This is a genomic window from Archangium lipolyticum (assembly GCF_024623785.1).
Classification (GTDB): domain Bacteria; phylum Myxococcota; class Myxococcia; order Myxococcales; family Myxococcaceae; genus Archangium; species Archangium lipolyticum.
Genome location: NZ_JANKBZ010000004.1, coordinates 43,276 through 60,510 on the forward strand (window position 1 = coordinate 43,276; position 17,235 = coordinate 60,510).

The following is a 17,235-nucleotide window of genomic DNA, read 5'->3' on the forward strand; positions in this document are numbered from 1 at the left end:
CGGCTCAAGGCGTCAGCTCCCGACCGCCGGGGCACAGGGCGAGCTTCCGGGCCTGCTCCCGTGCCTCGGGGTCCGCGGTGAGCCACTCGCGCACCGCGGCCACCCGCGTCCGCATTGCCGCGCTGTCCGCCGCGTACTGAAGCCGCTGCTGGTCATGCTCCGTCAGCGCCCAGCTCAACGGCGCCGCCTCGCTGAATTCGAAGATGGCCGTGGTGAAGAAGCACGGCTCGCCCACGTTCAGCTCGTCCTGCACCAGGCCCAGCAGCTCGTCGTTGCGGAACGACATGCTCGACTCGCGCGCCCGCAGCACCGCCTCCATCGGTGACGTCAGCCCGCCCAGCACGTCCCCCCCGGCCTTCGCCTGCAACTTCGTCCGCCGGCCGTTGCCCAGGTGGTCGCGAATCTGGATGAGCACCACGCCCGAGGTGCACTCGCGCAGCCACTCGCGGTGGGCGTGCAGCCACATCGCCGACAGGTCCACCCCGTAGTTGTCGTAGTAGCCCGCGTCCACCACGCGCACCCGGGGCGAGGTGGGCAGCGCGCTCGCCGGGCTCACGTACGGAAAGGACGCGCTCATCCGTGCCGCCGCCGCCACGGAGAACGCCGGCTGCTTGCGGGGGAAGAGCTGGAAGAGCTGCACCCCCGACATCGACAGCCTCGCCTTCTGGCCCTCGCGCGGCTCGTCGCCGTTGCGCTCCACCACCAGCGTGCTCGCCTCCGACGAGGTCAGCGCGGACAGGTCCAGGTTGCTCACCAGCAACCGCCGTCCGTCCTCCACCAGCATCGGCGAGTACACCAGCGAGGGCAGCCAGCCCTCGGACTCGCCGCCGCGCAGCGACGCGAAGGAGCGCTCCAGCAGCCCCTCCGTGTGCTTCACCCAGGCGCGCTCCACCGCCCGCCCGCGGTTCTCTCCGAAGGGCAGCATCAGCGCGATGGCCGCCGCCGAGAGGCTGTCACTCTCCATCATCGAGACGAGCGACACCCGGTCCGGCAGACCACCGCGCTCCAGCCCCGTCACCCACGTGCCCGCCCCCACCATCCCGCCCGAGGCTCCGGTGACGAGGCGCACGTAACGGTGGAAGCCCGGCACGCCCTCCTCGCCTCCCAGTTTCGAGAGCACGTGCGCCGTCCACACCGCCGCGCGGATGCCGCCTCCGCTCGTCGCCACCAGCGCGAGCCGGGGCTTCGGCCCGGGTGCGCACCGCATCACCGGCTGTCCCGACGCGGGCTGCGTCTCCCCCTGCGTGGGCCACGCCACACCCGGCGGAGGCTCGGCACGCATCCGCTCCAGCCAGGCGTTCAGCGCCTCGTCATCTCCCAGCAGCCCCGCGTCGCGGGGAGACGCGAGGCCCGTCTCCGCGTACGCGGGCGGCTCGGGCTGAGACAGCTCGTCGTAGAGCGACAGGTCCGAGCACCCCCTCATGCCGAACACCCCCACCACTCCCGCCAGGAGGAGCGCTCCCGAGTGCCGCACGGGGAAGAAGAAGTGGACGGCCCCATAGAGGGCACCGCAGAGGCCGATCGCCACGCAGATGACCACGGCCGGCGATACCCACCCCCGGTACCCCGTGAGCGCCACGTGCGCGGCCACGACCAGATAGCCCACGAGGAAGAACACCAGGAGCCCGGCCTGCAACACGTGCAGCACCACCACGGTGGTCGAGTGCCGGCGGAAGAACGTCGCTTCGAGCCTCCGCAGCCAGCGGTGGCGCTGCCGATCCGACGCGTACCAGTGCTGCAACCGCTCGGCGCCGCGCGTGAGCAGCAGCATCACCCCCAGCGCGGCCAGCACGCCGAAGAGGAAGGCGAAGTGCCGGTCGATGAGGCACGGCATGCAGAGCGCCACCAGCCACGCCGGATAGACGCCCGTGCGGAAGAGATACCAGCGGATGGTGGGCGGCACCCCGCCCGGCTTGCCCCTCCGGGGAGCCAGGGCCCATGGCTCGTCCGCGTCCAGCAGGTAGCCGATGAAGCACAGCTGCCCCAACAGCATCGCCGCCATGAAGGCCGCGACGAACGTCACCCGGGGCACGTCGTTCAGGAAGAGGCTCGGCAGTCCCAGCTCACTGAACGCGCCCCAGACGATGCACACCGGCACCGCCTGGAGGACGGGCAGCAACGGGCTGCGGACCAGCCACTCCCACAGCGGGCGCAGCGGCTGCACCGTCTCGCCTCGCCACCAGGACCGGACCCGTTCCAACCACTCCATGACCTGGAGCCTGCCTCAGAATGGATCATCTCCGGTAGGCGGGGACTCCCGACTGTTCACAGGCCGTGCAAGGGAGCGTACGCGGAGATCCAGCCGCGCGATCGGGACGAAGACGTACTCCCCGATGCATCGGGCGTCATTCGTCGCCGTCGACGCGGACTTCCGCCAGGAGATACTCGCCTTCGGTCCTCAAGAGCTCCACCGCCATCCGTCGAAGTATCGCGCCGTCGAGGTCATGTATAAAGACGCGCCCGGTTGACCGGGAAACGCATAAGGAGAGCCGACGGAGCGGCGCTCTGTCGTCAGGAATGATCAAGTACGATCCGCATCACTGGTGGCGGCACCTCCTCAACCTCCGCGGCGGCCTGCTCCAGGAGATCGTCGGGCGAATCGGAGTGTTCGCGCTCTGGTCCGCGGCGGTGACCTGGTACCACCTGAACGTCCACAAGATCGACGTGCCGGCCACTGGCCACACACTGGTCGGCACCGCGCTCAGCCTCCTGCTCGTGTTCCGCACCAACTCCTCCTACGACCGGTTCTGGGAGGGACGGAAGCTGTGGGGAGGGGTTGTCAACGAGACGCGCAACCTCCTGCGCGCGGCGGCGATGAACATCCCCTCGCTCGAGCTGCTGCGCCGGCTGGCGGCATGGACGGCGGTGTACCCGTACGCGCTGACGCGGGTCCTCCGGGGCGGTGGCGAGCTCGGCCCCGCCGCGTCCCTGCTCCCTCCCGCGGAGATCGAGCGCGTGATGGCCGCGGGCAACGCCGGGGTCGCGGTGACGCTGCGCATGTCCGCGGTCCTCGCCGAGGCGAAACAGCGCGGGCTCATCTCCGACATCATCCAGATGGAGATCGACCGCAACGTCCAGATGCTCGTCGGCTATCAAGGCGGGTGCGAGCGCATCGTCCGGACGCCGATGCCGTTCGCCTACATGCTTCACCTGCGACGGACGCTCATCCTCTTCATCCTCGGCCTGCCGTTCGCCCTCGTGGAGTCCTTCGGCTGGTCGACGGTGGTCGTCGTGGTCATCATCGCCTACACGTTCCTGGGCATCGAGGAGATCGGCGTGGAGATCGAGGATCCCTTCGGCACGGAGGAAAACGACCTTCCCCTCGAGGAGATCTCCGCGGGCATCGGCCGGACGCTCAACGAGGTGGTCCCCTGGATGAACCAATCCATCGAGAGTCCCGGGTTGAGCTATCCGGGAGCCTCGCTCACGAAGGGTCCCTCCAAGCCGGAGGAGCCACCCGCCTGAGCCGCGGAAGAGTTCCGCATACAACCCTGGCCGCCAAAAGTGCTGTCGGGGCTCCGTGGAGGTCTCTACCGTCGCGCATTGCCCATGCGCTCCGACCTCGTCCGTCCGGCCCTCTGTGCGCTGCTGCTCTCCACCGGCTGCTATCGCCTCACCGCGAGTGACAAGACGCGGGAGGAGTTCAAGCCGCCCCGGCGCATCGATCCAGCCGCCATCGCGGTGCCAGCCGGCTACCGCATCGAGGCCATCGCCACCGGCTTCACCTACCCCACCGGGGTGGCCTTCGATGAGAAGGGCATCCCCTACGTCATCGAGTCTGGCTACTCGTATGGCGAGGTCTTCACCGAGTCCCGCCTCCTGCGCATCAACGCGGATGGCAGCTCCACCGTGGTGGCCACGGGCGAGCATCCGCCATGGACAGGCGTCGTCTTCCACCAGGGTGCCTTCTACGTCGCCGAGGGCGGTGAGAAGGGCGGTGGCCGCATCGTCCGCATCACCCCGGATGGGCACCTCACCCCGATCGTCTCCCACCTGCCCAGCCTGGGCGACCACCACACCAACGGGCCAGCCATCGGTCCGGATGGAGCGCTCTACTTCGGCGTGGGCACCGCGACGAACGCGGGCATCGTGGGGCCGGACAACGCGGACATGGGCTGGCTGCGCCGCGAGCCCCAGTTCCACGACATCCCCTGCCGGGACGTCACCCTCCGGGGCATCAACGTCACCAGCCCCAACCCCCTCACGCCCGAGCCGGACGACCAGGTCACCACTGGCGCCTTCGTCCCCTTCGGCACCGCCACGAAGCCGGACCAGGTCATCCGGGGCCGGGTGCCATGCTCGGGCGCCATCTTCCGGCTGGCCCCCGGCGCCACCTCGCCGGAGCTGGTGGCCTGGGGCTTCCGCAACCCGTACGGCTTGAGCTTCTCTCCAGAAGGCAGGCTGTACGTGACGGAGAATGGCCACGACGTGCGCGGCAGCCGCCCCGTCTTCGGTGCCGCGGACTACCTCTGGGCGGTGGAGCCCGGGCGCTGGTACGGCTTCCCCGACTTCTCCGGCGGCCGTCCCCTCAACCAGGAGTGGTTCAAGCCGCCCGATCAGGAGCATCCGCCGCAGTTCCTCCTCGCCGAGCACCCGGGCCCACCGCCCCAACCGGTGGCCATGTTCGGCGTGCACTCGTCCTCGAACGGCTTCGACTTCTCGCGCGGCGGCGCCTTCGGCTACGCGGGGCAGGCCTTCGTCGCGCAGTTCGGTGACCAGTCCCCCGACACGGGCAAGGTGATGTCCCCCGTGGGCTACAAGGTGGTGCGGGTGGACGTGTCCACCGGCGTCATCCAGGACTTCGCCGCCAACGAGGACAAGGGCAGTGGCGGCCCGGCCACGCACCTGGGCACGGGCGGGCTCGAGCGCCCCATCGCCGCGCGCTTCAACCCGGACAACGACGCGCTCTACGTCGTGGACTTCGGGGTGATGACCGTCGACGACAAGGGCTTCCACCCCTACGAGAAGACGGGCGTGCTGTGGCGCATCACTCCCGCTCCGAAGAAGGAGGCTCCATGAGGGCCATCGGCTGCCTGCTCGTCCTGACCGTGCTCGGAGCCCTGGTGGGCTGCGGACCGGCCCGCCGTGGGGTTCCCTTCGGCCCGCCCCTGCAACTCACCGAGCGGCAGAAGCAGGGACAGGTGCTCTTCATGCGCGAGTGCAACGGCTGCCACCCGGGCGCGGCGGGAGGCCTGGGGCCGGGGATCGCCAACAAGCCCCTGCCCGGCTTCGCCATGCGCACGCAGATCCGCGCGGGCGTCGGCTCCATGCCCGCCTTCACCGAGCAGATGCTCAGTGACGCGGAGGTGGACGCCATCGTGGACTACCTCAACGCGCTCCAGGAGACCCCGGGTCCGCTGTGAACCGCAGCAGCTCGCCCAGCCGCTCGATGCGGGCGTCCCCGTCCAGCCCGAGCCCCACGAAGCGCACGCCCGCCGCACCGGCCGCGCCCCGGTCGAAGCGCGAGTCGCCAACCATGAGCGCCGCCCCTGGCTCGACCCCCAGCCGGCCGAGCGCGTACAGCACCAGGTCCGGCGCCGGCTTGGCGTTCACCACCAGGTCCGAGCACGCGAGCACGTCGAAGAAGTCGAGCAGGTTCGCGGCGCCCAGGAGCGCCCGGGCCAGCGGGGAGACGGAGTTGGTCACCACCGCGCGCCGCAGCCCTCGCGCGGCCAGCGTCTCCAGCAGCTCGCGCGCATCAGGATTCACCCACACCTCGCCGGCGTAGCGGGGCAGGTGCTCCACGTAGAAGGCATCCAGCTCGGCGGGGGTGCAGCGCAGACCGAAGACGCGCACGTCCTCGTCCGTGCCCTGCCCGAAGGTGGGCGCGAACTCCTCGCGCGTCACCGGACTGCCCCGGAAGCGACGTCCCGCGTCCTCCAACACCCGCAGCCACGCCTCCTCGCTGCGCACGAGGACTCCATCCATGTCGAACAGAACGGCGCTCGGTGTCATCAGGCCTGCGGCTCCTTGGCCTTCTTGCGCGCCTCGAGTTCCTTGCGGACCTCGTCCATGTCCAGCGCGCGCACCTTCCCGATGAGCTCCTCCAGCACCGGCCCGGGCAGCGCCCCGGCCTGCTCGAAGAGCAGGATGCCGTCGCGGAAGATCATCAACGTGGGGATGGAGCGGATCTGGAACATGCCGGACAGCTCCGGCTGCGCGTCCGTGTCGATCTTCCCGAAGGTGATGTCCTTGTGCGTCTCGGAGGCCTTCTCGTAGACGGGAGCGAAAGCGCGGCAGGGGCCGCACCACGTCGCCCACCAGTCGAGCATGACGATGCCCTGCTTGGACACCGTGGCCTCGAAATTCTCCTTGCTGATTTCCTGCGTGGCCATGGCGTGCCTCCCTAACGGACCTGCAGCAGTTCCACTTCGAAGACGAGGGTGGAGTTGGGGGGAATCACGGGCGGAAAGCCGCGAGCGCCGTAGCCCAGCTCCGGGGGAATGGTGAGCTTGCGCAGGCCGCCGACCTTCATGCCCGCCACGCCCTGGTCCCAGCCCTGGATGACCTGGCCCGCGCCGAGCCGGAAGGTGAAGCCCTCGTTACGGTCGCGGCTGCTGTCGAACTTCGAGCCGTTGGTGAGGGTGCCCACGTAGTGCACCGTCACCGTCTTGCCCGGGGTCGCCTCGGCGCCCGTGCCCACCTTCAGGTCTTCCGACTTCAAGCTCATGAGCTCTCTCCCGTGAAAAGCCCCACATTAACGCGCCCGGTGTACGTGCGCTGCCCCTGGAGAGAAAAAAGCGCGGCGCGGTGCCTGTTCGCCAAGACACCGCGCCGCCAGATTGTCATGCCACCATCACATGCGGCGCTCAGAAGGTACCGCCGATGTTGATGGTGCCGTTGTAGCTACCGGTAGAGGCGTCACCCGCGTCCACGCCGGGAGCGAAGTCATCGGCGATGAGGAAGTTGTAGTTGACGCGCGCGTCGGCGGTGAAGTCACCGATATGGGTGCGAAGACCCACGCCCACGGGGATGCGGGAGTTGGTGTCGTCGCGGAAGCCGAGCGCCTCACCGTTGCGGACGTTGTACCAGTTCAGGCCGTAGCCACCGAGCACGTAGGGCTGCACGGGAGCCGCGGTCAGGCCGAGGGTGACGGCCGCCTGGGCACCATTGCGCACGATGTCCGGGCCGGAGCCGCCCACGTCGGTATCCAGGTTGTTCACCGCGCCGCTGTAGCCGACCTCGAGGCCGAGCACCTTGCTGGGCCGCAGGGACGCCGCCACGCCCACGGACGCGCCGGGGTTGATCTCCGGAGCGAGCCCGCCGGTGTAGCCCTCGACGCCGGCGCCGACGGTGACCGTCAAGCCGCGCATGTCGCCCATCTCCTGGCCCTTGTCCTTCTTCTCCTCGTAGCCGGAGCCGCCGAAGGCCGAGTCATCGGAGATGGGAGGCACCGCGCTGACCTCCGAGTCGTCGTAGTCACGCTGGATCGACGACTGCTCGTCACCCTGCAGGCCGACGCCGCTGCCACCCGTGGCCTGCTGCTGCACCGGAGTGCAGAAGAGCGTCATGCCACCCTGGCCCTGCATGGGCATGCCGGGCTTGGCGTGCTGGGCGCCGTGGCCCGCCTGGCCCGAGCCGCCGAAGGCGTCCTGGCCGGAGCCCACGTCACCGGTGGTGCCCAGGTCACCGGAGCCACCCACGCCCTGGTCCTGCATGCTGGTGTCGGGAGGAGGCGCGACGTCCTCCTGTTCGAGGATGAGGGTATCGCTCGCGTTGGGATCCGCCAGACCGGAGCCGCCGATGTTGTCCGGGGATTGCTGCGTGTCATTGCGATTCGCGTCGTCGCTCACATCCTGAGCCCACGCAGCATTGCCGTAGATGAGCGCCGTCACGAGTCCCGCCAGAATCTTCACTTTCATCCGAACCTCCAATACGTCGGGTGGCTGACGGGAAGTTCGTTACCGGGAACACATCCGGCAAGGAGCGGCTCACTTCTGGACAGAGTCGGGACCCCGGCCGAGGAGTACCCAGGCGAGCGAGGCGGGTACACGGGCGCGGGGGGTTGACCCTGGAGGAGGGAGAACTGGCCGAGAGGGGTTACCCCTTCGTCCAGTCGCTGCTCGTCACGACGGGCAACTGCAGCGCGCGCTCGCGATCCAGATCCAGGTTGCCGATGTGCAGCGACAGCGGCGCCTGCACCCACTTGTAGATGGACTGGAGGAAGAGCCGGGTGAACTTCTCCACGTAGCCCTTCAGCCTCGCGCCCTCCACCTCGGGGAACATGGCCTCCAGCGCCACCTGCATCTCCGAGGGCACCAGCTTCTCTCCCGCGAAGAGATAGAAGCAGGCATCCAGGATGGGGAAGGGCATCAGCTCCTCCTCGCCCACCTGGTTGTGCGCCAGCTCCGGTCCCGCGGGCTTCGCCAGCACCCTGCGGATGCCCTCGTAGTTCGTCTGCTCCAGCAGGTAGTCCAGCAGGTACATGACGACCGTCTTGGGCACGTTGGCGATGACGGCCAGCGCGCCCATGAGGTCTCCGCCCGTGGTGGTGTAGCCCACCGCGCGCTCGCTCATGTTGCCCGTCTGGAGGAACAGGCCTCCGCTCGAGTTGGACCAGTTCCACATGCGCTGGGCGCGCAGACGGGCCTGGATGTTCTGCTCGGTGATGGGCGTCACCTCGGCCCCCGCGAGCATGGTGCGCGCGATGGCCAGCTCGCGCTCGAAGGCCTCCTCGATGGGAACCACCTGGAAGGGCACTCCCAGCTCGCGAGCAATGGTCTCCGCTGCGTCGCGCGTGGCATCGCTCGAGTAGCGGCTGGGCATGTAGAAGGCGCGCAGCAGGCTGCCCGGATTCTCCGGCCGCACGCGCTTCGCGTAGCGGTGGGCGATGAGCAGGGTGAGCAACGAGTCGCGCCCGCCCGAGAGCGCGATGCCGATGACCTTGAAGGCGCGCGTCTTCTCGAAGTAGTCGCCAATGCCCAGCGCGAGCGCGTCGAGGATGTCCTCGCACAGCGCCTCGCGGGCGGAGCGGCGCGTGTCGGGAGCGGGGAGGAAGAAGCTGCGGTGCGCGGGCACCGGATAGCGCAGCTTCTCACGCCGGCTGGTGAAGGCGCCGGTGCAGTCGATGGTGGGCACCAGCTTGCCACCCTCGCGCAGCCACGCCTCGCGGTCGCTGCGCCACGTGGTGTTCTCCGCGCGCAGGCGCAGCGTGCGGTCGAGGTCCACCACGGCCGCCGCGAAGCCCTCCTGGAAGCGGGGCTCCTCCGCCACGGGCTTGCCGTTCTGGTTGATGAAGCCGCCGCCGTCGAAAATGATGCCGTCGTTGCTGCCCAGCGCGTTGGAGTAGGCGATGGTGCACTGGTGGTCCGACGCGCGCGTGGCGAGCAGCTCGCGCCGGGTGTCCCCGTGGCCCACGCGGAAGGGCGAGGCGGACAGGTTCACCACCAGCTCCGCGCCCGAGTAGGTGCGCCGACGCAGGGGGGCCTCGGGGCTCCAGATGTCCTCGCACACCTCGGGGGCCATGAGGCCGAAGTCGAAGCGGAAGATGTAGTCCCCGAAGGGGATGCCCCGGTACTCCTCGCGCATGCCGGGGTAGCCGCGGGAGAAGGTACGCCCCTCGTAGAAGATGTTGTAGGTGGGCAGCTTCTCCTTGGGAACCAGGCCCAACACCTTCCCGCCGGCCACGAGCGCGGCGCAGTTGTAGCGCAGGCCCTGGTGACTCAACGCCACGCCCACCAGGAACACGGTGGACAGCGAGGCCGTCTCGCGGGCGAAGCGCTCCAGCTCGGGCCACTGGCGCTCGACGAAGCCCTGCCACTGCACCAGGTCCTCGGGCGGATAGCCACCAATGAGCTGCTCCTGGAAGACGCCCACGGTGACGTCATCGGCGGCCATCCGGCGCGCCAGGTCGAGCGCCTTGTCCACGTTGCGCGCGAAGGCGCCCACGGTGGTGTTGACGCTGGCGAGCCCAATCTTCACGAGCCGCATGAAAAACTCTCCTCCACGTCGAGTGGAACCGGCCGGCACGGAGCCGGCGGGCGGGTGTGGCGCGCTAGCAGACGCCCGGCAGGGGCGGCACGCAAGGGCTAGTTCAGGGGCCCCACCGGCTTCACCGGACTGAGGCGGGCGATGAGCTCTCCCACGTCGTCCAGCACCGCCTCCAGCCGCTTCCTCACGTCCAGCTCGCACAGCAACTGCTGGCGCCGCTCCGGCTCCGGGACGACGGCGGCGGCCACCACGTCCGCCAGCGCGCCTCCCTGGGCGCGGGCCACCACCGGCAGCAGGTTCTCCGCGAAGGAGGCGGGCACCCGGCCGGCCAGCTCGAAGACCGCCTGGCGGAGCCTCTCCTCCTCGGGCCCCTGGTAGGCGACGTCCGGCAGCAGCTGCACACGTACCTGGCGGTACAGCTCCTCGGACGTCAGCTCGCCAAGGAGGCGGGCACGGGCGACGCCCTGGAGGAGGATGTTGTAGCGCCCGTCCTCCAGCTCCTCGTGCCAGATGATGAGCCCGGCGCACATCATCGGCTGCATGGGCGGCCGCTCGCCGTACTGGCTCTCCCAGCCGGGCTCCAGCTGGGCGAGCGCCATCACCTTGTCCCCGGCCAGCGCGTCGCGCACGAGGGCCCGGTAACGCGGCTCGAAGATATGGAGGGGGAGCGCCGCATGCGGAAAGAGGACCGCGGAGGGCAGCGGGAAGACCTTCAGCGCCTGGGTGGTGCGCTCGATGCGTTCGAGGGCCGTCGTCATGGGGGGAACACCGTAGCGCGGTAATAGCGGCCGGGCGAAGGCGGCGCATCCCCCAGCCGCCAGACAGGCATCCGCCCGGGGACGCGACGCTGGTAAAGTCCCCACATTCCGCTAGGGTGCGCGCCGCCATGACCGACCCTGCTGCCCCCGCGGCCGTTCCTCCGGCGAAGCTCTCCTGGTACCGTCGGCTCTACCTGCGCGTGGAGGCCCTGTCCTCCACGAAGCACGCCCTGGCCGCCATGCTGCTGGTGTCCGTGGTGGACGGCTCGGTGTTCCCCATCCCGCCCTTCGCCCTGCTGGTGCCCATGGTGCTCGCCCAGCCGCACAAGTGGTGGCGGTACGCGCTGATGGGCACCGCGGCCAGCCTCGTGGGTGGCTTCATCGGGTACTACCTGGGCGTGCTGCTGCACCAGGGCGCCGTGAGCTTCCTGCAGATCGACCTGGACATGCGCATCCAGCGCTTCGGCATCGACGCCACGCTGGGGCAGCTGCTCGGGCAGAACTTCTGGGTGCTGGCGCTGCTGTGCTCGGTGCTGCCCACCCCCTTCAAGGTCGTGGCCATCGGCAGCGGCATGGTGGGCGTGCCGCTGGACCGCTTCTTCCTGGCCGCGGTGCTGGGACGCTCGGTGCGCTTCTTCCTGGTGGCGGGCGTGATGCGCTTCTTCGGGCCCACCGCCCGCAAGTGGCTGCGCGTCTGAACCCCGCCTCCGGGGCGCCTCAGGCCTGCACGGTGGTGGCCAGCGCCTCGTCGATGGTGGCCAGCAGCTCCTCGGGGCGCACCGGCTTCTCGAGGATGCGGTTGCGCACCGAGCGCACGAAGTCGCGCGTGGCCTGGGTGTAGGCCCCACCGGAGATGAAGACGAGCCGCTCGGCCAGCTCCGGCGCGTGCGCGCGCAGGTTCGAGTACACGTCCATCCCCGTCGTCCCCGGCATCTGCAAATCACACAGCACCAGGTCGAAGCGCTGGCCCTCGCGCACCCACGCCAGGGCCTCGGCGCCGCGCGTGGTGACGAACACGTCGTGCGAGGGCTCGATGAGCATGCGCATGGACTGGGCCAGGCGCGGCTCGTCGTCGATGATGAGGATGCGCCGGCGCGGCGGCACCACGCTGGCCGCGGGGGCCTCCGGTTCGGGGGCCTCGGGGAGCTCGGCGCCCTCCGCCGCGGGCAGCAGGATGGTGAAGACGGTGCCCTGCCCCTCCGCGCTGCGCACCCGCAGCTCGCCGCCATGGGACTGGACGATCTGCTGGCAGATGGCGAGCCCCAATCCGGTGCCCTCCCCGCTCGGCTTGGTGGTGAAGAACGGGTCGAAGATGCGTGCCTGCACGGAGGGGGACATGCCACAGCCGGTGTCCGACACCTCCACCAGGGCGCGGCCCGAGTCGTCGCGGCCGGTGCGCACACGCACCTCGTGACGCTCCGGGCTGCCCTCGGGGATGGCCTGTAGCGCGTTGACGAGCAGGTTGAGCATCACCTGCCCGAGCCGTGCCTCGCTCCCCATCACCTTGGGCGGATGGCCGAACTCCTCCACCAGCCGGGCCCGCGGGCGCACCGCGTGAGCGGCCATGCGCAGCGCGGGCACCACCACCGCATTGACGTCCAGCATCGCCCGTTCCTCCCCTTCCTGCCGGCTGAACACCTTCAAGTCGCGCACGATGACGCGGATGCGCTCGGCGCCCTCGCGGGCCGCCTCCAACCGGGCCCGCGCCTCCGTGAGCCCCGCGGACCCCTGCTCCAGACTCTGCGCCACGCCCTCCAGGTTCAGCACCAGGTAGGCGAGCGGGTTGTTGATTTCATGTCCAACGCCCGCGGCCAACGTGCCCACGGCGGCGATGCGCTCGGCGGAGATGAGCTTCGCCTGGAGCTGCCGCTGCGCGGTGACGTCACGGTGGGTGGCCACGAAGTACGCCACCTGGCCCCGCGCGTCGCGCACCGGGGACACCAGCACCTCGCTCTGCACACGGGAGCCATCCTTGTGCGCCAGCGTCGCCTCGCCTCTGAAGAAGTCGCCCTCACGCACCGCCTTCCCCAGGAGCTGGTGCGCCTCCGACTCCAGCCCGCCCATGAGCAGCCCCCGCGGCGAGCGGCCCACCAGCTCCTCCGGCCCCCGGCCCGTCAGGTCTCGGAAGGACTCGTTGGCGTACACCACGCGCAGACTCCCGTCCGGGAGCAGCTGGTGGATGAGCACCCCCTCGCGCACGCTGCCCACGGCCGTGGCCAGCAGCTCCAATTGCGCATGGGCCTTGCCGCGCTCGGCGTGGGCCGCCGCCAGCACCAGGCCGGTGAAGGAGATGACGGCCAGGAAGAGCTGCAGCTCCAGCAGATCCACCGCCGGCCCGTCCTCCTTCGAGAAGAACGGCCCGTGGCCCGACACGGTCCCCCAGATGGAGATGCTCGCGGTGAGGAGGATGGAGAGCACCGCCCCCTGCACCCCGAAGCGCAGGGCGGCCCAGACGCCCAGGGGGAAGAGGAGGAACACCTGGGCATAGGCCAGGGGCCCCACCGCGTTGCCGCGGAACGACCACAGGCCCACCCCGGCGATGAGCGCCGCCAGCCCCAGGGCCTCCCGCCAGCGGGGCTCCGGGTAGGGCCGGGCGAGGACCAGCACCGCCGACCCCACCACCAGTGCCCCCATGGCATTGCCCAGCCACCACACCCACGCCGTGAGGCCGAGCGCGTTCCAGGCGGCCTTCCCACTCAGCACGAGTCCCAGCGAGCCCATGGAGACGCTGGCCAGCGTGCACGAGACCGCCACGAGGGTGAGCACCAGCACGTCCTGGGTGCGCGCCAGCGTGGACGAGAAGCCCAGGCGCCTGAGCAGCAACACCCCCAGCACCGCCTCCAGCGTGTTGCCCGTCCCCACGACCAGCGCCACGGCAGGGGACGCGGAAGCGAACAGCAGGTTGGCCAGGGAGGCCGCCACGAAGATGGCCGGCCAGCGCGACACGCCCAGCAGGAACAGGCCCGCCAGCGACACCCCCGTGGCCGGCCAGACGGGGCTCGCGACGTCGACGATGGTCGCCGTCGACAACCCCAGCCGGGCGAAGGCGAAATACACGGCCGCCAGCGCGAACATCTCGGCGAGGATCCGCTTGCCGGATGCGAACGAGCGATCGAGGCGCTGTGGTGGCGACTGGATGGCGGTTCCCCCCGAACGCTCGCTGTTCGGCCGGGAGCGTTGGCGCGGCATGCTACCCCGACCTGGGGACGAGGAAAACGTCACCCCTGCTTGCCTGTACGTCCACCCAACACATGGGCGAGCGGGAGTTCACTCTCCGTCCTACGTCTGCAATGGATCGGCACGCGCTCCGTAGGGAAGGACAAGGAGGTCATCGAGACCACATGTCCCGCCCTGGTATCGCCGCTATCCTGTCTTTCTTCATCCCCGGACTGGGTCAGATCTACAACGGGGACATCCTCCGAGGTCTCTTCTGGCTCATCATCACGCCGGGCTTCTGGTTGGGCACCGGCGGATGCCTCGGGTGGGTGTGCCACCTCGTCTCCGCGGCCACGGCGCACAACCGCGCCGAGGACAAGGAGAAGGGGGTGCGCGTCAGGGTCGTGTAGCGGCGCGAGGCGCGCCGAGCAGGGCCTGGAGCAGCTCGTCCGACGTCCGGGCGAGCGCCCGGGCCCCGTGGGACTGGAGCTCCTCCACGTCGCGGAAGCCCCAGGTGACGCCCACGGCGTACATGCCGGCGGCCCGCGCGGTGTCCATGTCCACCGCCGTGTCGCCGACGAAGGCGCAGTCCCCGGGCTCCACGCCCAGCTCGGCGGCAATCCCGAGCGCGGCCGTGGGGTCTGGCTTGCGTGGAACTCCGGCCCGCTCACCGTAGATGGCACCGAAAGGCACGTCCGGCAGCAGGGCCGCCACCAGCCGGCGCGTGGCCGCATCCGGCTTGTTGCTCAACACCGCCAGCTTCACTCCCTCGCCCACCAACCGCTCGAGCACCTCGCGCACACCCGGGAAGGGACGGGTGTGGTCCATCATGTGCTCGGCGTAGAAGGCGCGATAGGTGGCCAGCACCGGCTCGCGCAGGCGCTCGTGCTCGCGGGGAACGGCACGGGACACCAACACCTGGACGCCCTCGCCCACGAAGTGGCGGTAGTCGGCGAGCGGGTGGACGGGCAGCCCGTGGGTGGTGAGCGCGTGGTTCATCGCCGCGCCGATGTCGTGCAGCGAGTCCAGCAACGTCCCATCCAGGTCGAAGAGAGCGGCGCGAGGAGGCATGCCCCTAGAAACACCAACGCCCCGGCCCGGACAAGTCCGAGGCGCGGGGCGTGGGCTTCAGGAACAGGCCCTCGGGAGAAGGAGACCTACTCCGTCTTGGCGGCCGTGGGCTCGCCCGCCGAGGCGTCACCCTTCTGGAGGGTGGCGAAGTTGATGTTGTTGTAGCCGGCGCTGGCGCAGCTGAACATCACGCGCTTGATGATGGCGAACTCCACGTCCTTGTGGGCCTGGATGTTCACGTCACCCTTGAAGGCGTTGGTGTTGCCCTCGGCCATGGAGTGGAGGTCCTCGAACTGCTTCTTCATGTCCCGCAGCTTCTCCTCCAGCGCGGGGATGTTGAGGTACTCCTCCTTCACCAGGTCCTGAACCCGGCCGACGACGTTGCCGGAGATGGAGACTTCCTCTCCGGACACCATCACCACCGGGTGCATCTCCACCTCCTTGACGTTGGTGGCCTCGGGGAGCTGGATGTCCTTGGTCATCATCAGCACCTCGCCCGTCGCCGAGAAGTTGGCGATGAGGAAGAGCACGATGATGACGAACATGTCGACCAGCGGGGTGATGAGCACGTCCGCGTTGCCGCCGTGCTTGCCGTGGGCCGCGCCGTGGCCGAACACCTTGGAATGCTGCAGGCGCTTGCCGTAGCGCTTACCGGGAGCCTTGATGGCCATGAGTCGTCTACCTTCCCTAACCCATGATGGCGGACACCGAGACCTGGGGCAGTCCGGCACCGATGCACTGGTCGATGATGCGCACCAGGTCCTCGTAACGGACCTTGTCCTCGGTCTGCAGCGTGATGGCTGACTGATCCGGGAACTGCGCCTTGAGCTCCTTGAAGCGGGCCACCAGCGGCGCCAGGTCCAGCTTGCCGTTGGAACCCCGCTTCGCCTCGATGGGCGGGAACTCGCTCTGATCCGCCGCCAACCGCAACTCGGTGGGCGTCACGAAGAGCGTGAGCTGGACCGTCTTGGTCTGCTCCTCCTGTTTCTGCTCCTCGTCCGTGGCGGGTCCACCCGCCTGTGCCACCTGGAGACGGCCGATCTGTGTCCAGACCGCCGTCATGATGAGGAAGCTGATGGTCACCGCCATCAGGTCGATGAACGGGGTGAGGTTGATGGCAACGTCCAACGACTTCTTGCCTTTACCTCCCCCGAGATCCATTCCGCCGGCCATGGAACTCTCCTTCCGCCCGCGATCGTACGCCGTTCAATGAAGAAGGGCGCGCGTCACACCCACCGACAACGCGCCCGGATTCTGGTTCCCAGGTAGGAGGAGGAACTACTCCTCCACCTCGCGGGAGGACGCCGAGACGGTGGCGTTCTTGAACTTGTCGCGGTTGTTGACGATGAGGTTGAGCACCGCGACGCTCGTCTCGTTGATGTCGTTGACGAGCGCGGTGGCGCGGCCGGAGAGGATGGAGAAGGCGATAACCGCCGGGATGGCCGTGAGCAGACCGAAGCCGGTGCAGTTCATGGCTTCGGAAATACCGTTGGCGAGAATGGTGGCCTTGTCGGCCGGGTTCACGTTGGCCACGGCCTCGAAGCAGGAGATCAGACCGGACACCGTTCCGAGCAGACCGGCGAGCATCGCCGCGTTGCCGAGCATGGCGAGGTAACCGGTACGCGCCTCGATCTTCGGCGTCTCGCGCAGGCTGGCCTCGTCGAGGGCGGCCTGGACCTCCTCCTCGCCCTTGGGAACGTTCATCAGGCCGGCCTTGATGACCTGGGTGAGCGGCGTCTGCTTCTGGCCGGCCACGTAGTTGATGGCCTTGTCCAGGTCACCGGCGTAGATGTGCTTCTTCAAGCCGCGCAGGAAGGCGTCCTTGTTGATGGACGCCTTGCCGAACAACACGATGCCTCGCTCGATCATGATGGCCAGAGCGAACACGAGGCAGGTGGCGATGGGGTACATACCCCACTGGCCCGCCTCCCAGCGCTTGGCGATCTCCTCGAACAAAGAGCGCTCAGCGCCGCCGGCATTGGCGAGGACGGTCAGATTCGTCAAAAACCCCAGGTTCATTGCTTATGGCCTCCAGAGAGGGGCGGGCCCGTCATGGCGGGCCTTGTGCCACCCCGGCAGTTCCCCATGTGGACACCCACATGGTTCCCTGGCTCGGGAATGGCATGAATGGACGCCGGACTTTAGGAACGCACCTCCTGGAGTGTCAAGGCACGCCCAGTGCTCTTAGTTGCTGAAATCCCATGAGAATTTTGCGATCAGACACCGACAGGCAGGCCGGTCTGGTGTCGGACGGACACGGTGCGTCACGCCTCGCTGCTTGCTTGACGGGACCCGGGGCTGGGGCTAATGGCGGCCGCCA

General features: G+C 69.1%; 17 protein-coding genes. 5 read left to right on the forward strand and 12 right to left on the reverse strand.

Features of this window, described 5'->3' with window-relative positions; translation table 11 throughout:
* Positions 1-4: 4 nt before the first annotated feature.
* Positions 5-2,209: a hypothetical protein gene (locus tag NR810_RS10320; protein ID WP_257450812.1), complete on the reverse strand. Its 2,205-nt coding sequence runs from the start codon at positions 2,207-2,209 to the stop codon at positions 5-7.
* Between the two features lie 308 nt (positions 2,210-2,517).
* Between NR810_RS10320 and NR810_RS10325 the strand changes: the two genes are divergently transcribed.
* From NR810_RS10325 to NR810_RS10335, 3 genes are all read left to right on the forward strand, one after another.
* A complete protein-coding gene (locus tag NR810_RS10325; RefSeq protein WP_257450813.1) occupies positions 2,518-3,465 on the forward strand; it encodes a bestrophin family protein in 948 nt (315 codons plus the stop codon).
* 84 nt (positions 3,466-3,549) lie between these two features.
* The gene (locus tag NR810_RS10330) at positions 3,550-5,019 is read left to right on the forward strand and encodes a PQQ-dependent sugar dehydrogenase (RefSeq protein WP_257450814.1); all 1,470 of its coding nucleotides are present in this window, start codon (positions 3,550-3,552) and stop codon (positions 5,017-5,019) included.
* Positions 5,016-5,363 carry a c-type cytochrome gene (locus NR810_RS10335; RefSeq protein ID WP_257450815.1) on the forward strand — a complete coding sequence of 116 codons (348 nt, stop codon included), beginning with the start codon at positions 5,016-5,018 and terminating at the stop codon, positions 5,361-5,363. Before NR810_RS10330 ends, NR810_RS10335 begins: the two co-directional genes overlap by 4 nt.
* On the opposite strand, the gene NR810_RS10340 is transcribed toward NR810_RS10335, so the two are convergent.
* The 6 genes from NR810_RS10340 to NR810_RS10365 form a co-directional block, all read right to left on the reverse strand.
* Positions 5,329-5,955, reverse strand: a complete 627-nt coding sequence (locus NR810_RS10340) for an HAD family hydrolase (protein ID WP_257450816.1) — start codon at positions 5,953-5,955, stop codon at positions 5,329-5,331. The two genes, NR810_RS10335 and NR810_RS10340, sit on opposite strands and share 35 nt — an antisense overlap.
* The gene (gene trxA, locus NR810_RS10345; protein ID WP_257450818.1) at positions 5,955-6,335 is read right to left on the reverse strand and encodes a thioredoxin; all 381 of its coding nucleotides are present in this window, start codon (positions 6,333-6,335) and stop codon (positions 5,955-5,957) included. Before trxA ends, NR810_RS10340 begins: the two co-directional genes overlap by 1 nt.
* A gap of 11 nt (positions 6,336-6,346) precedes the next feature.
* Positions 6,347-6,670: an FKBP-type peptidyl-prolyl cis-trans isomerase gene (locus tag NR810_RS10350; protein WP_257450820.1), complete on the reverse strand. Its 324-nt coding sequence runs from the start codon at positions 6,668-6,670 to the stop codon at positions 6,347-6,349.
* 139 nt (positions 6,671-6,809) lie between these two features.
* Positions 6,810-7,862 (reverse strand): hypothetical protein, encoded by a 1,053-nt coding sequence (locus NR810_RS10355; RefSeq protein WP_257450822.1) that lies wholly within the window; start codon positions 7,860-7,862, stop codon positions 6,810-6,812.
* A gap of 178 nt (positions 7,863-8,040) precedes the next feature.
* Positions 8,041-9,930 (reverse strand): NAD(+) synthase, encoded by a 1,890-nt coding sequence (gene nadE / locus NR810_RS10360; RefSeq protein ID WP_257450824.1) that lies wholly within the window; start codon positions 9,928-9,930, stop codon positions 8,041-8,043.
* A gap of 98 nt (positions 9,931-10,028) precedes the next feature.
* Positions 10,029-10,688, reverse strand: a complete 660-nt coding sequence (locus NR810_RS10365) for an LON peptidase substrate-binding domain-containing protein (protein ID WP_257450826.1) — start codon at positions 10,686-10,688, stop codon at positions 10,029-10,031.
* 128 nt (positions 10,689-10,816) lie between these two features.
* Here NR810_RS10365 and NR810_RS10370 point away from each other — a divergent pair, with 128 nt between their 5' ends.
* Positions 10,817-11,386 (forward strand): YqaA family protein, encoded by a 570-nt coding sequence (locus NR810_RS10370; protein WP_257450828.1) that lies wholly within the window; start codon positions 10,817-10,819, stop codon positions 11,384-11,386.
* A 19-nt stretch (positions 11,387-11,405) separates the two neighbouring features.
* On the opposite strand, the gene NR810_RS10375 is transcribed toward NR810_RS10370, so the two are convergent.
* Positions 11,406-13,877, reverse strand: a complete 2,472-nt coding sequence (locus NR810_RS10375; protein ID WP_257450829.1) for an MASE1 domain-containing protein — start codon at positions 13,875-13,877, stop codon at positions 11,406-11,408.
* A 152-nt stretch (positions 13,878-14,029) separates the two neighbouring features.
* On the opposite strand from NR810_RS10375, the gene NR810_RS10380 reads away from it, so the two are divergent.
* Positions 14,030-14,254, forward strand: coding sequence for a DUF5683 domain-containing protein (locus NR810_RS10380; protein ID WP_257450831.1), 225 nt, complete (start codon positions 14,030-14,032; stop codon positions 14,252-14,254).
* Here NR810_RS10380 and NR810_RS10385 read toward each other — a convergent pair.
* The 4 genes from NR810_RS10385 to NR810_RS10400 form a co-directional block, all read right to left on the reverse strand.
* Positions 14,241-14,915, reverse strand: coding sequence for an HAD family hydrolase (locus NR810_RS10385; RefSeq protein WP_257450833.1), 675 nt, complete (start codon positions 14,913-14,915; stop codon positions 14,241-14,243). The two genes, NR810_RS10380 and NR810_RS10385, sit on opposite strands and share 14 nt — an antisense overlap.
* An 86-nt stretch (positions 14,916-15,001) precedes the next feature.
* On the reverse strand, positions 15,002-15,586 hold the full coding sequence (locus NR810_RS10390) for an ExbD/TolR family protein (protein WP_257450836.1): 585 nt from the start codon (positions 15,584-15,586) through the stop codon (positions 15,002-15,004).
* Between the two features lie 16 nt (positions 15,587-15,602).
* On the reverse strand, positions 15,603-16,088 hold the full coding sequence (locus tag NR810_RS10395; RefSeq protein WP_257450839.1) for an ExbD/TolR family protein: 486 nt from the start codon (positions 16,086-16,088) through the stop codon (positions 15,603-15,605).
* Positions 16,089-16,193: 105 nt separating this feature from the next.
* Positions 16,194-16,934 carry a MotA/TolQ/ExbB proton channel family protein gene (locus NR810_RS10400; RefSeq protein WP_257450842.1) on the reverse strand — a complete coding sequence of 247 codons (741 nt, stop codon included), beginning with the start codon at positions 16,932-16,934 and terminating at the stop codon, positions 16,194-16,196.
* Positions 16,935-17,235 lie beyond the last annotated feature (301 nt).

Excerpts from the sequence above, each read along its gene's own strand:
- NR810_RS10330 (WP_257450814.1), top strand. The coding sequence starts at position 3,550 with ATGCGCTCCGACCTCGTCCGTCCGGCCCTCTGTGCGCTGCTGCTCTCC.
- NR810_RS10335 (WP_257450815.1), top strand. The coding sequence starts at position 5,016 with ATGAGGGCCATCGGCTGCCTGCTCGTCCTGACCGTGCTCGGAGCCCTG.
- NR810_RS10370 (WP_257450828.1), top strand. The coding sequence starts at position 10,817 with ATGACCGACCCTGCTGCCCCCGCGGCCGTTCCTCCGGCGAAGCTCTCC.
- NR810_RS10325 (WP_257450813.1), top strand. The coding sequence starts at position 2,518 with ATGATCAAGTACGATCCGCATCACTGGTGGCGGCACCTCCTCAACCTC.
- nadE (WP_257450824.1), bottom strand. The coding sequence starts at position 9,930 with ATGCGGCTCGTGAAGATTGGGCTCGCCAGCGTCAACACCACCGTGGGC.
- NR810_RS10340 (WP_257450816.1), bottom strand. The coding sequence starts at position 5,955 with ATGACACCGAGCGCCGTTCTGTTCGACATGGATGGAGTCCTCGTGCGC.
- NR810_RS10375 (WP_257450829.1), bottom strand. The coding sequence starts at position 13,877 with ATGCCGCGCCAACGCTCCCGGCCGAACAGCGAGCGTTCGGGGGGAACC.
- NR810_RS10385 (WP_257450833.1), bottom strand. The coding sequence starts at position 14,915 with ATGCCTCCTCGCGCCGCTCTCTTCGACCTGGATGGGACGTTGCTGGAC.
- NR810_RS10365 (WP_257450826.1), bottom strand. The coding sequence starts at position 10,688 with ATGACGACGGCCCTCGAACGCATCGAGCGCACCACCCAGGCGCTGAAG.
- NR810_RS10390 (WP_257450836.1), bottom strand. The coding sequence starts at position 15,586 with ATGGCCATCAAGGCTCCCGGTAAGCGCTACGGCAAGCGCCTGCAGCAT.
- NR810_RS10350 (WP_257450820.1), bottom strand. The coding sequence starts at position 6,670 with ATGAGCTTGAAGTCGGAAGACCTGAAGGTGGGCACGGGCGCCGAGGCG.
- NR810_RS10320 (WP_257450812.1), bottom strand. The coding sequence starts at position 2,209 with ATGGAGTGGTTGGAACGGGTCCGGTCCTGGTGGCGAGGCGAGACGGTG.
- NR810_RS10400 (WP_257450842.1), bottom strand. The coding sequence starts at position 16,934 with ATGAACCTGGGGTTTTTGACGAATCTGACCGTCCTCGCCAATGCCGGC.
- NR810_RS10355 (WP_257450822.1), bottom strand. The coding sequence starts at position 7,862 with ATGAAAGTGAAGATTCTGGCGGGACTCGTGACGGCGCTCATCTACGGC.
- NR810_RS10380 (WP_257450831.1), top strand. The coding sequence starts at position 14,030 with ATGTCCCGCCCTGGTATCGCCGCTATCCTGTCTTTCTTCATCCCCGGA.
- NR810_RS10395 (WP_257450839.1), bottom strand. The coding sequence starts at position 16,088 with ATGGCCGGCGGAATGGATCTCGGGGGAGGTAAAGGCAAGAAGTCGTTG.
- trxA (WP_257450818.1), bottom strand. The coding sequence starts at position 6,335 with ATGGCCACGCAGGAAATCAGCAAGGAGAATTTCGAGGCCACGGTGTCC.